10 protein-coding genes are annotated in these 14,200 nt (G+C 66.8%); 7 read left to right on the top strand and 3 right to left on the bottom strand.

The window, feature by feature from the left end; translation table 11 throughout:
* Positions 1 to 150 precede the first annotated feature (150 nt).
* Entirely contained in the window at positions 151 to 1,068 is a 918-nt protein-coding gene (locus OPIT5_16910) for a glycosyl transferase family 9 (protein AHF91643.1), read from the top strand.
* On the opposite strand, the gene OPIT5_16905 is transcribed toward OPIT5_16910, so the two are convergent.
* The 3 genes from OPIT5_16905 to OPIT5_16895 all read right to left on the bottom strand — a co-directional run bounded on the left by OPIT5_16905 (position 1,065) and on the right by OPIT5_16895 (position 4,325).
* Positions 1,065 to 1,337, bottom strand: a complete 273-nt coding sequence (locus OPIT5_16905) for a hypothetical protein (protein ID AHF91642.1) — start codon at positions 1,335 to 1,337, stop codon at positions 1,065 to 1,067. The genes OPIT5_16910 and OPIT5_16905 overlap by 4 nt on opposite strands.
* A gap of 290 nt (positions 1,338 to 1,627) precedes the next feature.
* Positions 1,628 to 3,556, bottom strand: coding sequence for an amidophosphoribosyltransferase (locus tag OPIT5_16900; GenBank protein ID AHF91641.1), 1,929 nt, complete (start codon positions 3,554 to 3,556; stop codon positions 1,628 to 1,630).
* Between the two features lie 358 nt (positions 3,557 to 3,914).
* Positions 3,915 to 4,325 carry a peptide chain release factor 1 gene (locus tag OPIT5_16895; GenBank protein AHF91640.1) on the bottom strand — a complete coding sequence of 137 codons (411 nt, stop codon included), beginning with the start codon at positions 4,323 to 4,325 and terminating at the stop codon, positions 3,915 to 3,917.
* Between the two features lie 3 nt (positions 4,326 to 4,328).
* Between OPIT5_16895 and OPIT5_16890 the strand changes: the two genes are divergently transcribed.
* From OPIT5_16890 to OPIT5_16865, 6 genes are all read left to right on the top strand, one after another.
* Positions 4,329 to 5,426: an ATPase AAA gene (locus OPIT5_16890; protein AHF91639.1), complete on the top strand. Its 1,098-nt coding sequence runs from the start codon at positions 4,329 to 4,331 to the stop codon at positions 5,424 to 5,426.
* Between the two features lie 96 nt (positions 5,427 to 5,522).
* Complete coding sequence (locus OPIT5_16885) at positions 5,523 to 6,455, top strand: hypothetical protein (protein ID AHF91638.1); 933 nt, start codon at positions 5,523 to 5,525, stop codon at positions 6,453 to 6,455.
* 179 nt (positions 6,456 to 6,634) lie between these two features.
* On the top strand, positions 6,635 to 7,711 hold the full coding sequence (locus tag OPIT5_16880; protein AHF91637.1) for a von Willebrand factor A: 1,077 nt from the start codon (positions 6,635 to 6,637) through the stop codon (positions 7,709 to 7,711).
* Positions 7,712 to 7,731: 20 nt separating this feature from the next.
* On the top strand, positions 7,732 to 9,951 hold the full coding sequence (locus OPIT5_16875) for an aerotolerance regulator BatB (protein AHF91636.1): 2,220 nt from the start codon (positions 7,732 to 7,734) through the stop codon (positions 9,949 to 9,951).
* Between the two features lie 245 nt (positions 9,952 to 10,196).
* Positions 10,197 to 12,890, top strand: a complete 2,694-nt coding sequence (locus tag OPIT5_16870; GenBank protein AHF91635.1) for a hypothetical protein — start codon at positions 10,197 to 10,199, stop codon at positions 12,888 to 12,890.
* An 86-nt stretch (positions 12,891 to 12,976) separates the two neighbouring features.
* On the top strand, positions 12,977 to 14,170 hold the full coding sequence (locus OPIT5_16865; GenBank protein AHF91634.1) for a transcriptional regulator: 1,194 nt from the start codon (positions 12,977 to 12,979) through the stop codon (positions 14,168 to 14,170).
* Positions 14,171 to 14,200: the final 30 nt, after the last annotated feature.

The raw sequence follows: 14,200 nt of genomic DNA, 5'->3' as shown, positions 1-14,200 counted from the left end.
CCTTTGTTTCCACGCCGGAGGCAAAGTGCGAAAGCGCACGTGACATCCCGGAACAACTTTCTTTCCTGGCACCGCATCATGCCATCGTCTCCGGCTTCCGGAATAGCACCCAGCCCTGTAAAAAGCCTCCTCGCCATCCGGCTGACAGCCATGGGAGACATTATACAACGCATCCATGTCACCGCCGCCCTCGCCCGCCAGTTGCCGGAGTGCCGCATCACCTGGTTGGTCAGGGACCGCTTCGCCCCCGTCACCCGGATCTTCGCCTCCGTGCACGACACGATCCCGTGGTCCCGCGAGGCCGGCCTCCGGGGGTTTTTCGATGTGTGGCGGGCGTTGCGCCGACGACGCTTCGACGTGGTCTGGAACATGCATGGCATGTTGCGTGACTCGACCATGGCCCTGTTCGCGCGCGCGCCGGAGAAATGGATGCAGCGCAGCCGGCGCTGGCCACAACGGCACTTCGGCTTCCGGCAACTGGAGATTCCTGCCGCGCTGCACGATGCGCACGTTGTCACCCGCCAGCAGATTTATCTCCAGGCTCTCGGCCTCTCCACCGCGATTCCCCATCCGCTCGAGCTCCGGCCCGGCCCGGTCTTCGACTGGCAGCCGTTCTTTTCCGGCGATCCGCTCCGCACCTTCGTCATCTGCACCGACAGCAGCAAACCCGCCAAAAACTGGCCCGGTTTCGAAGCACTCACCCATCTCATCCTCGAACGTATTCCGGAGAGCCGCGTCGCCTGGTGCGCCGGCCGGCAGACCGCCCTCCTCCGCCCTCCGCCCGCCGGCCGGTTTCTCAATCTCACCGGTGTCTCCCTCGAGGAGACGGTCGCCCTGATCCGGCAGCCCTCCGTTTTCATCGGCAACGACACCGGCCCCACCCATCTTGCCGGAGCGGTGGGCAACCGCGTGCTCGCGCTCTTCGGGCCGACCTCCCCCCGGCGTTACGCTCCCTGGCCCGTCGGAGGGCCGCGCTCGCAAGTGCTTGTGGCGCCTGACCGGCGGCTGGAGCGGCTGGACCCGGAAACCGTTTTCGCCGCGCTGGACGAACTGCGCCACCGCGGCTAGCGCGGATCCTCGCCACGCATCATCCGGCGCGCGCGTATCGCGCAAACCACTACGGCGATTCCCGGCGCCCACACGGCTCCCAGAAAAAACGCCAGCATGCGCGCTCCCTTGAGGGCCAGTTCTCCCGCGCCCGGCTCCGCCATGCCGAGCAGGAGCTTGCCCACCAGGGGAAACACCACCGCCCCGAGCAGCGCTCCGCCCGCCGTCATTCCGGACACGATCGCGAAAGCCAGGCCGAGCAGCGATTTCCAGGGCAGGTTCCTCAGCATGACCGGGCAAGGACAAAACGGAGACGGAGTGAACCGTAGCGGCAGGCTTTTGCTGCCGGTCTGGCTGCCGGATTCGAAGCTCGCAAACAGCAGGCGGAGCCCGGAGCGGCGGCATTCCTGCCGCTGCGACGACGCGAAGCGTCGCCGGTTCGGGCGACTCGTAACGGCAAAGGGCGAGGCGCAACGCGCCTCGTCACAGCGGCAGGAATGCCGCCGCTCCAGCTACTACGCGGGCGAGACGCCCGCGCCACTTCCATCCATGAGGCTTCGCGTAACATCACTTCATCACTTCAGTAACTGCGCCCCTGGCTTTTTTCGTAGTAGTTCAGATACGCCTGGTTCACGACATGGAAGCCGCCCGGTGTCGGGTATTTCCCCGAGAAATACCAGTCGCCCGGATGGTTCGGCACCGCGGCGTGCAGGTTTTCGATGGTCTGGAAAATGATCTGGAACTCGCCCCGCCATTCGATTTCGCGGGGGCGCACCAGCTCGGTGATTTTTGCCGAGATCTCCTCAGCCGAAAACGGCTCGTAGATCTTGCGCACGTGGTTGACCGGCTCGCCGGTTTTCACTGCCTCGCGGCAGAGCGTGTAAACCTCCTGCAACACGTCGCCCTTGCCGCGCTCCTTCAACAACGCGACGGCCGCCTCGAAGGCCACGAACTTGCCGATCTCCGACATGTCGATGCCGTAGCAGTCGGGATAGCGGATCTGCGGCGCAGTCGAGGCAACGACGATTTTTTTGGGATTGAGCCGCGAGAGGATGCGCAGGATCGAACGGCGCAGCGTGGTGCCGCGCACGATGGAATCGTCCACACACACGAGGTTGTCCACACCGGGACGAAGCGAACCGTAAGTGATGTCGTAGACGTGGCTCGCGAGGTGGTTGCGCATGCCTTCCTGGCCGATGAAGGTGCGGATCTTGATATCTTTCGAAACGACTTTCTCGCCATGCGGCCAGTTGCGGAGGATGAGGTCGTCGAGCAGGTCTTCGGTGAGCGCGTTTTTCTGCGCGGCCTCGATGATGGATTTTTTGACGATGTCGCGGCGGCGTTCGCGCAGGGCGTGGAGCAGGCCGTAGTAGGCGACTTCGGCAGTGTTGGGCACGTAGCCGAAAACCGTGTTGCCCCACTCGTGATTGACGGCGTCGAGCACCTGGTCGGCGAGGCGGCCGCCGAGGGCTTTTCTTTCCTCGTAGATTTCGAGGTCGTTGCCCCGGGAAAAGTAGATGCGCTCGAAGGAACACGAGGCGCGCGGCAGCGGCTCGAGAAACTGCGTGGAGGTCATCACGCCGTTGCCCTTGATGACCATGACGTGGCCCGGCTGCACCTCGCGCACGTCGGCGGCTTCGCCGATGTCGAATACCGTCATGAGCGGCGCGCGCTCGGAGGCGAAGGCGATGACCTCGTCGTTCTGGAAATACCACGCGGGGCGGATGGCCGACGGGTCGCGGGCGACGAAAGCGTCGCCGTTGCCGATGAGCCCGCAAAGGGCAAATCCCCCGTCCCACCCGCCATCCCGGCCGCCAGCCGACGAGCGGGTGATGACGCGGGCGAGGTCGAGTTCGTCGCTGATGCGGTGGGAGATTTCCTCGCCGGGCAGGCCCTGGTCGCGGAGGGCGCGGTAGAGGTCCACGTGCTCCTCGTCGAGGTAGAAGCCGATTTTTTCGAGGAGCGCCTGGGTGTCGGTCGCGAAGATCGGATGCTGCCCCATCTTGATGAGGCTGTCGTTGAGCTCCGCGGTGTTGGTCATGTTGAAGTTGCCGCACAGCGCGAGGTTGCGCGTGGGCCACGGGCTGCGGCGGAAAAACGGATGGCAGGCGGAAATGTTGTAGCCGCCGCTCGTGCCGTAGCGGAGGTGGCCCATGAGGAGTTCGCCGCCGAAGTCGAAATGCTCCCTCACCGTGTCGGTAAACTCGGGGTGGATGGTGCCATCGGCGACCTTGCTGTTGTACTGGCCGAGGAGCGTCTTGAAGATCTTGTCGAGGGGATTGGCCTTCACGCAGCGCTCGCGGAACATGAAGGGGTCGCCCGGGGGGACGCCCATTTTCACGCAGGCGACGCCGGCGCCGTCCTGACCGCGGTTATGCTGCTTTTCCATCAGCAGGAAAAGCTTGGTGAACCCCCACAACGGCGTGCCGTATTTTTGCTGGTAGTAGGAAAGCGGCTTGAGAAGCCGTACCATTGCAATGCCGCATTCGTGGGTGATTTTATCGCTCATCTGTTCAGGATCGGGTTCGCTGGAAAAGGGTTACGAAAAATCGACAGCGTCCGTGGCATGCATGGGGGCGACCGGCGGGGCGGGCGGGATGCGGGCCGGCGGAGTCCCGGTGAGCGTGGCGTGCGCGGCAACCGTGTCGCCCGCTCGGGGCGGCTGCGTTGTCCTCGGGACTGACAATGGCGTTGATGTTCACGAGCCGGTTCGTCTGTAAAAAGCCAACGATGACGACGCGAAGACGGGGGCGGTCAAGGCTTTTGCCCGAACTCTCCGGCCGGTGCCGGGATACGTGCCGGAAGCCGGGGATCCCGGGGCCGGTCCCGAAGTATCCGGAGCGGCGAGGACGCCGCCGCCGGCAGGATCACTCGCCGTCGCCGCCTGGCGTCACCCGTCCTCGCAAGGCCCTCACCTGGGCCCGGCTGCGTTTGGCCGCGACCATCCGCATTTTCTGCGCACGGCTGCGACCGCGTGTCTGGCGGCGACGTTTTTCCACGGCCTGCTGCCGGGCCAGCTCGGCCGCGCGCAGGCGGGTTTCCAGCTTCTCGCAAAGCTCGGTCCAGGCGGCCTCGCGGTTGGCCGCCTGCGAACGTTCGCGCTGGCAACGCACCTCCACCCCGGTCGGCGCGTGACGCAGGCAGACCGTCGAGGACGTCTTGTTGATTTTCTGCCCGCCGGGACCGGAACCACGCACGAAACGCTCCTCCACATCGCCCGGCAGCACGCCGAGCGCGTCGAGCCGCTCCTGAATTTGCGATTGTCCTGAAACGTCCATGTTGTGTTCTGGCTCCCCTGCGGGCGCCGGTTTTTGCACTACTCATGGAAACTCTTCGCCCGTCCGCGAGTCCAAAGCCGACTCCCTGCTCTGCCCAGCCATCTTCATATCATGACACAAACGACTAACGGTTCCGACTGGTCCCGGAAAATCCGCGACGAAATCAGCAAGGCCGTCATCGGCCAGGATGCCGTCATCGAACGCCTCCTCGTCTCCCTGCTCGCCAACGGACACGTCCTGCTCGAAGGCATGCCCGGCCTCGCCAAGACCCTCCTCGTCAAGTCCCTCGGCACCGCGCTCGGCGTGCAGTTCGAACGCATCCAGTTCACCCCCGACCTGCTCCCGAGCGACGTCGTCGGCACGATGGTGTTTTCCCCGAAGGACGGCGCGTTCACGCCGCATCACGGCCCGATTTTCGCCAACCTCGTCCTCGCCGACGAAATCAACCGTGCCCCCGCCAAGGTCCAGAGCGCCCTGCTCGAGGCGATGCAGGAACGCCAGGTCACGATCGGCGGCACCACACACCCGCTGCCGCAACCCTTCCTCGTCATGGCCACGCAGAATCCGGTCGAGCAGGAAGGCACCTACGCGCTCCCCGAGGCGCAGACCGACCGCTTCCTGTTCAAGCTCATCGTGGATTATCCGACGCTCGACGAGGAAACGCAGATGATGGCCCGCTGGGGCCAGGTCACGCGCCAGCCCGTGCTCGATCCCGTGTCGGGCGGAGCGGAGCTGGTCGAACTGCGCGGCGCCGTGGACCGCATCCACGTCTCGCCCGCCGTGCAAGGCTACATCCTCGCCCTCGTGCGCGCCACCCGCGACCTCGCCCGGCCGGTGAAGGGCCGCACGCGCCACCTGAGTTTCGGCGCCTCGCCACGCGCCTCGCTCGCACTCTACCAGGCCGGCCGCGCCCTCGCGTGGCTGCGCGGCGAGGATTACCTGTCGCCGCAAATCATCCAGGAGATCGCGCCCGACGTGCTCCGCCACCGCGTCGGCCTCACCTACGAAGCCGAGGCGGAGGACATCACCGCCGATGCCATCGTCGCCCAGGTCATCGCGCAGACCGCCGTGCCGACGGCGACCAACGGAGCCAAAAACTAGCCCGCCGCCTCCCGCGTCGCCGGTCACTGCCAGCCGTAACCTCCCATCGCTCCCATGGGCTCCACAAGTCCCGTAACAGATTCCCGATCGCCCGCCATGCCAGCCGCCCTCCCCGCCGCCCCGCTCGCGCTCCTGCGGCGGCTCGAGTGGCGCGTGCGCGGCGCTGTTGAAAATGTCCTCGGCGGCGAATACCGTTCGGCCTTCCGCGGACGCGGCATGGAGTTCGACCAGGTGGTGAAGTATGAATTCGGCGACGACGTGCGCGACATCGACTGGAACGTCACCGCCCGCCTCGGCGAGCCCTACCGCAAAAAATTCGTCGAGGAACGCGAGGTCACCGTCCTCATCGTTTTCGAGGACACGCCCAGCCTGCAATTCGGCTCCGGCCCGCAATCCAAGCGCGAGGCCCTGCTCGAACTCGCCGGCCTCCTCATGCTGCTCGGCGCCGTCAACCGCGACCGCGTGGGTTTCGTCCATGTCACCCCGCACGGCCACACCCTCCAACCACCCGTGCGCGGACGCGGCGCCATCCACCACGCCGCCGCGCAACTGTTCGGCTTTCCGCCGCCCCCGCTCGATGCCGCGCCGACCGACACCGCGGATCCCAAGCTCCGGACGGCGAACGCCCTCCGCGACTCCGCCGCCACCCTCACGATTCCCTGGAAACACATCCGCCGCGCCGCGCCGCGCCACAGCATGCTCGTCTGGCTCGGCGACTTCGCCCCCCGTCCCGCTCCCGAAGGCTGGCCGGCCCTCCGCCAGCGTTTCCAGACCCGCGGCTTCCGGGTCGACGATCCATGGGAACGCGAACTGCCCGCCACCGACCGGTTCGCCGCTTACGACCCCGTCTCCGGCCGCCTCGTCACCCTGGAAAACTCCTCCGCCGAACGCGCCGCCCACGCCGCCTGGCGCGCTGAACGCGAGGCCGCCTGGCGCGCCCTCTTTCCAGCCGCCTCCAGCCGCCTCGTCGTCGGCACCGACGAAAGCCGCCTCGACGCCCTGATGCGCTTTTTCACGGCCAAGCCGTGAAAAAGAATTAAGAATTAAAAATTAAGAATTAAAAATGAATCAGAACAGCAGCTCTCCGGTTCGGCATGAAGCGGGCAACACGGACCATCTGCCAACCGTCACCCTCCCCATACATCACCGGCGCATCCGCGCCTCCCCTCCAATTATTAATTTTTAATTCTTAATTATTAATTCCTGCTTTGAACTACACCTTCCACTCGCCGCTCTGGCTTCTTGCCCTGCTCCTCCTCCCGCTCGTTCTCCGGGCGCGCGGGCGCAGCAAGATCGTGGCGTGGATCGTGCCCTTTGCCGCCGCCTGGCACCGTCCGTCGCGCGTCAGTTCCTCGCGCCTCCCTGTCGCCTGCGCCGTGCTCGGCCTCGTCCTTCTTGTGATCGCCCTCGCCCGCCCGCAACGCATCGAGGATCGCCGCACCGTCACCGGCCAAGGTTACGACCTGATGCTCGCGATCGACCTCTCCACTTCGATGCTCGCCGAAGACTACGAAAAAAACGGCGAGCGCCTCAACCGCCTGCAAACCATCCGCCCCGTCATCCAGGCCTTCATCGACCAGCGTCCCAACGACCGCATCGGCATCGTCGTCTTCGCCGGCCGCTCCTACACCCTCGCCCCGCTCACGCTCGATCACGACTGGCTCGCCCGGCAGGTCGACCGTCTCAAGACCGGGCTGATCGAAGACGGCACCGCCATCGGCGACGGCCTCGGCGTCGCCCTCTCGCGCCTCGAACAGGCCGCCCACACTGAAAACGGCCGCCGCGCCGGCGCCTTCGTCATCCTTCTCACCGATGGCGCCAACAACCGCGGCGCGCTCACCCCCGCGCAGGCCGCCGCCATCGCCAGATCGCGCGGCATCCCCGTCTACACCATCGGCGTCGGCAGCAACCAGAGCAGTGTCCCCTTTCCCGTTTTCGACGACCAGGGCCGCAAGATCGGCTACCAGCGCGCCCGCGTCGACCTCGACGAAAACTCGCTGCGCTACATCGCCTCCGAAACCGGGGGCCGCTATTTCCGCGCCGACCACACCGGCACCGTCGAATCCGCCTTCAGGTCGATCGACGCCGCCCGCAAGATCGAATTCCAGGCAAAATCGCACCTGCTCGCCACCGAGCTCTTCGCCGGGTTTGCCGTCCCCGGCGCCGTCCTTGTCCTCCTCGGCGCGCTCACGGCGCGCAACCGCGCCCGGTTTGGAGTTCAGGGTCCAGGGTTTGGAGTTGGCCAAGCCCCGCTCCCCGCCACCACCCGCAGCCAACAATCCTGAACTCCAGACATCAACGAAGCGTGACGTTCCTGCACCCACAACTCCTCTGGCTCCTCGCGATTCCCGTGCTCCTCCTCACCGGCGATCTCCTCCGTCGCCGCCGTGCCGCCCGTGCCGCCGCCACCACGCCCGCCAAAATCCTCACCGCCCTCGCCGGCCCCCGCACCCTCCGCCTCTCCCCCTCCCCCGCTCCCGCCCTCTCCCGCGCCGCCGCCCTTCGCTGGCGTCTCGCCCTCGGCCTCGCCTGCGGCGTCCTCGCCCTCGCCCGGCCGCAATGGGGCCGCATCGAGGAACCCGTTTTCGAACAGGCCCGCGAAATCCTCATCGCCGTCGACCTCTCGCGCTCGATGCTCGCCGGCGACATCAAACCCTCGCGTCTCGAACGCGCCCGCCTCCTTATCCAGAGCCTGCTCGGCCAGCTCGCCGGCGAACGCGTCGGCCTCCTCGTCTTTTCCGGCACCGCCTTCCTGCAAAGCCCGTTGAGCAGCGATTATGAAATCCTCCGCGAGTTCCTCCCCGAACTCGGCCCCGACTACCTTCCGCAAGGCGGCACCAACTACGGCGCGCTCCTCCAGTCCGCGCTCGATTCCTTCAGCCAGGAAAGCAACGCCGATCGTTTCCTTGTCATCCTCAGCGACGGCGAAGCCGATCCCGAAGCCACGCCCGCCTGGCAACCGCTCGCCGACACCGCCCGCGACCGCGGCATCCACATCATCGGTCTCGGCCTCGGCACCGCCGAAGGCGCCATGATCCCCGACGGGCACGGCAGCTTCGTCAAGGACGAGCGCGGCGCCGTCGTCCTCTCCCGCCTCGAGTCCGCCACCCTGCGCGAACTCGCCGACAAGACCGCCGGCGCCTACACCGACGCCAGCCAGTGGATCGATCTCTCCGCACTCATCCGGAACACCGTCGCCCGCGGACAGAAAGGCGAATTTCACGAAAGCTCCCGCGCCCGCCTCATCGAACGTTTCCAGTGGGCGCTCGGCCCCGCGTTTGCCCTCCTCCTCTGGAGCCTCTGGCGCGAATTCCCCGTCCATCCTCGCCCCCGGCGTATCACCCTTGCCAGTACGACGGCCGCCGCCTTCGCGTTCGTCCTTTTCTCCCTGCCCGCGCCCGATGTCCGGGCGCAGCAACCGGAAGCCGGAAACCAGGAACCGGGGGCCGGGAGCCGGAAGGCCGGCGACAAGACGCTTATCACCAATCATCCCGTCACGCCCCCGGGCCCCCCTGTCGCCACGAAACCCGACTCCGGTCTCCTGCCCCTGACCTCCGGCCTCCCCGCCGATGACGAACACGCTCCGTCCGCCACCGTCGATTCCACAAAAACCTCCGCCGCCCTTTCCCGACTCGTCACCCGCCTCGCAGACCAGCCTTCGCTTTCCGCCAAGGATACCGCCGCCCTTGCCGAAGCCACTCTTGCCTGGGGTCAGCCCCTGCACGCCCAGGGCAAACCCGTGCCCGGCGGCCCCGTTGACGATGCGCTCGAAGCCATCCGCCGGGCCGGGAAAGCCGAGCCCCGCTCCGCCGACTGGCAGAAACTCCGCACGGCGCTCGAAGACCTGAAACAAAAGCAGCAGCCGCCGCCGCAGGACCAGCAGCAACAGGGCGACAAGCAAAACCAGGAAAAAAACGACCAGCAGCAGCAGTCGCAGAAAAATCCGTCCGGCGCCGACGGCCAGCAGGGCGACAAAAACGAGGACAGCGACAAACAGGACCAGTCCTCTTCCGGTCAACCCGGCCAATCCGGTGACTCGCAAAAATCCGGTTCGCCCGACCCGTCATCGGCCAACCCGTCCGGTTCCGACAATCCGTCTTCGCCCGCCCCGTCCCCCGACCGGCAACCGCCTCCGTCCTCCGCCGACACGGCCAACGACAAGGGAAAAGACAACGACAAGCCCCGCACCGGCCAATCCGCCTTCGGCGACAAGAACGACAAGGACAAAGACAAGCCCGAAGACAAATCCCCGGCGCAGGGGCAATCGCCAGCCCGGCCCGAGCCGTCGCAACCCGAATCCGGGTCCGGCCAGGCGGCGCAGCCGATTCCTGCCGACGACAAAAATACGCAACGCGTCGGCGGCGTCTCCACCGCCGGCTCCGCGCTCGACAAAAACACCGATCCCAACCTCCTCGTCCCCCTGCAACGCCTCGAGCGCCTCAAGGACGCCGATTCGCCGGCGGAGCTTTTCAACCTCATGCAGGACCCGCAACCGCAGCCCGCCAAACCCGGCCGCAACTGGTAACCGCGATGCCGATCATCATGCCACAGCCTCCCTTCTTTCCCCGGCACGGGCTTCCGGCCTGTGTGGCGCGGGCGTCCCGCCCGCTTCCGATGTGGCACGGGCATCCTGCCCGTGAGCGTTGCCCCTCCGCGTGGCCCAGGCATCCGGACCGGACCACGCACCGGAAAAATGCGGCGCCTCGCGCCGTCCACGGGCGATTGGCGGAAAAAGCCCGTGCCACATCCCGCCCGTCTCTGTCTTTCGTCATGCGCATCCGAATACCGCTCCGCCTCGCGCTCCTTCCGGTCGTTTTCTTCCTGCTCGCCGCCGCTCCCGCCGCCGTCGCGCAAACCGTGCGCTGGGAACCCTCGTCCGGCACGCTCGCCCGCGGTCAGGAAAGCAGCCTCAACCTCGTCTTCGAAAACTGCGAACCCGACGGCGAAATCAGCCTCCCCTCCGTGCCCGGACTCACCTTCGGCCAGGCAGGCATCAGCCAGCAACGCTCCTTCAACCTGAGCTTTGGCGGCTCCTCCGGTACCCGCAGTTCCACCATCTCCTTCACCTGGCCTGTCCGCGCCACCGCCGCCGATGAAGTCCGCATCCCGTCCTTCACGGTCAAGACCAACCGCGGCAACATTGCCGTAGCATCGGCCACCTTTGCCATCACCGAAGCCACCGTCGGGCGCTCCGGCCTGCCTCTCGGGGAAGTCGCCGACGCCCGTTTCGACCTCCCGCAAAAAACCCTGTGGGCCGGCGAAGTGTTCCCGCTCACCCTCACCCTCACGGTCGCCATCACCGACAACCGCTTCGAACCCCAGATCCGCCCCACTCCGCCCGACTGGGACGAAACACCTCTCATCGTCGAAGACTGGAATACGCCGCAGGCTTCCCGGGAAACCGATGCCAACGGACGCACCTCCATCGTCGTGAACTGGAACCGTCGCGCCATAGCAACCCGGACCGGAGCCATCACGCTCAACACGGCCAGCAAGGAAGTCGGATTCCCCACCGGCCAGGATTTTTTTGGACGCCTTCTCGGCAACACCAACATCATCAGCACCAAACCCGCCAGCCTCACCGTCAAACCCCTGCCCCAGCCCGCCCCCGCCGGCTTCACCGGAGCCGTCGGCGCCTTCACGCTGACCTCGAAAGTCGTCCCCGAAAAATGCGCCGTCGGCGAGCCCGTCACCTGGACGCTCGAACTCACCGGCACCGGCAACTGGCCTTCTGTCACCGCGCTGCCACCGCGCGAGGTCTCCCGCGATTTCCGCGTCGTGCAGCCCCGCGCGCAAAAGACGCCCAAAGAAAACACCCTCTTCGAGGCCACGCTTTCCGAAGACGTCATCCTCATCCCCACCCGGCCCGGCAGCTACACGCTCGGCCCCGTCGAGCTCTCCGTTTTCGATCCGCAAACGGGAGCCTACAAAACCCTCCGCACCGATCCCGTCACGATCGACATCACCGGCAGCGCCCCGCCGGGTGGCGCGGGCGTCCCGCCCGCATCCGGCACCACGGCCCAGACCCCGTCTCCCGATAGCAAGGCTCCCGCAACGCCGGACTCCCGGCCCCGGACCCTGAACGCACCGCCGGTCCCGCCGGCCGCCATCCCGCGTGATCCCCTTCCGCCCGCCTCGTCCGCCTTCACGCCCGTTTCGGGCCGCACGCTCACGATCTGGCTCCTTGTCGTCGCGCTCTGGCCCCTGCTTCTCTGGGCCGTCTTTGCCTGGCGCCGCGCCCGCGCCACCGACCCTCTTCGCCCCCGGCGCGAAGCTCGCCAACGCCTCGCCGAAACCCTGAATGCGCTCCGCCAGGCCGCCGCTCCATTCCACGCTCCCCATTCTGCCCTTCTTCTCGCCTGGCAACACGACGCCGCCCTCCTCTGGAACATCCCGTCGGCCGCGCCGCACGCCCGCCATTTCCCCGACGCCGAGTGGGCCGCGCTCTGGCAGGAAACCGACCGCGTGCTCTATCGCCGCGAGGCCCGCCTTTCGCCCGAGTGGCTCGACACCGCCGAACGCGCCCTCGCCACCACCCGCCTCCCCCGGTTCTCGTTCTGGCGTGTTTTCCGCCCGGGCAACCTTGTGCCGTTCCTGGTCCTCACCGTCGCCGCCGTCACGCTGGTTTCTGCCACTCCGTCAAGTGCCGCGGGCGTCCCGCCCGCCCCCGTTGCCTCTCCGACCGGGACCGCCGGCATCCTTGCCGGCCTCGCGCTGAAGGCACCGGGAGGCAACGATAGCCGGCAGGATGCCGGCGCTCCCGGTGTCGCGGAGGCTGCCTACGCCGCGGCCGACTTCAAGACGGCCGAAGCTGCCTGGCGGGAACGCCTCGCCGCCGTTCCCGCCGACTGGTCTGCGCGTCACAACCTCTCGCTCGCCCTCGCCCAGCAGGACCGCTGGCCCGAAAGCGCCGCGCAGGCCGTCGCCGCCTTCATCCAGCACCCGTGCAGCGAACCCGTCCGCTGGCAGCTCCACCTCGCTCTGGGCAAGGCCGGCTACACACCCGCCGAACTCGTTCCCTTCACGAGCGACAGCCCGCTGGCCAGCCTTGCGGAGCTGCTCCCGCCTCCGCTCTGGCAATACAAACTCGCCGTCGGCGTGCTCCTCGTCGCCCTCGCCCTGGCGCTCGCCCTTGCGCGCGGCTACCGCCATCTCCGCCGCTGGTCCGCCATTGTCGCCACGATCGCCTTCATCGGCGGCGTGCTGGCCATCGCCGCCGCCGCGCTCTCGCTGCATGTTTACGGAAAACTCGGCGATACCGACGCCGCTGTCGTCTGGCGCGCCACTACGCTCTATTCGGTGCCCACGGAAGTGGACGAAACACAAAAGACCACGCCCGTCGCCGCCGGCACGATCGTGGTCATGGAAAAAGACTACCTCGGCTGGCTCCGCGTCCGTTTCCCCAACGGCCAGACCGGCTGGCTCCGCACCGAAAACCTCACGCCGCTCTGGCGCGCGCCCTGAACGTAGTTCACGCCCGGCATCTGCCGGAGGAGACGGGGCAACAGACTGTTCCGGAACACCGGGTCACTGTTGTTTTTAAAATAACAGTGTCCCGGCGTTCCGGTTCCGGTCATTCATTGCCACCGTTTCTTCCCATGACCCTGATCCCCCAGCACTCGCTCAGCAGCCAGACCGCCGATCGCCTCAAGGCTCTCATCGCCCAAAATACCTGGCCCGAATGGCTCCCCGGCGAACGCTCCCTCTGCCAGTCCCTCCAGATCAGCCACACCACCCTCCGGACCGCGCTCAGCCAGCTCAAGCACGAGGGCATCATCGAAGCGCGCCACGGCGTCGGCAACCGTATCGTCGCTTTCCCGGCACTCGCCCCCGCCGCGGCAACCGTGGCGTCCCCTTCCTCTCCCGCGCCTCCCCTGCCCTCTCCCAGTGTCGGCCTCGTCACGCCCAACGCCGTGGGCGAACTTCGCCCGTTCTCGCTGTGGATAGACACCTTTCGGGACGTTCTCTTCGAATCCGGCTGGCGGCTCAGGCTCTACGAGGGCGCCCACTATTACCGGACCAACCCCGCTCCCGTTCTCGAAAAACTCGTTCGCCAGAACGCGCACACCTGCTGGGTCCTCGTGCTCTCTTCCTCCGCCATGCAACGCTGGTTCGAGACGCGCCGGATTCCCTGTGTCCTTGCCGGCACCTGCCACGAAGGCATCGATCTCCCTTCGGTCGACCTCGACCACCGCGCCATCAGCCGCCACGCCGCCGGCGTCCTCCTCCGCGCCGGCCATCGCCACTTCGTGCTTCTCAATCCCCAGTCCCGCCTCGCCGGCGACCAGCAAACGGAGATGGGGTTTTTCGAAGGCATCCGCCAGTCCCCGCACGCCGAAACCGCCACCGCCAGCGTCGTCTATCACGACATCGATGCCGCCAGCATCGAGAAATGCCTCGTCCGCATCTTCCACGCCCAGCCCCCGCACCGCCCCACCGCGCTCATCATCACCAACCCGTACGCCTACCTCTCCACCTTCACCTTTCTTACCGAGCGCGGCCTTCGCGTCCCCGACGACGTGTCCCTCATCTCCCGCGAGGACGACCCCTTTTTCTCCTACCTGAAACCCGCCCCGGCCCGCTACCTCAACCAGCCCGAGGTCTTCGCCCGCAAACTCGCCACCCAGGTTCTCGGCATTCCGACCCGTCGCCCCGTCGCCCGGCGACATCTGTATCTGCTCCCCAAATACTACGCCGGCCGTTCCGTCGCCGCTCCGCCCGCAACCCGCACTGTTACGGAATAAACAACACCCCATTCCCGTTGCCCGCACCCG

The organism is Opitutaceae bacterium TAV5, from assembly GCA_000242935.3.
GTDB lineage: Bacteria > Verrucomicrobiota > Verrucomicrobiia > Opitutales > Opitutaceae > Geminisphaera.
The sequence above is the reverse complement of the archived record's forward strand: the minus strand, read 5'-3'. Positions and strand labels throughout refer to the sequence as shown.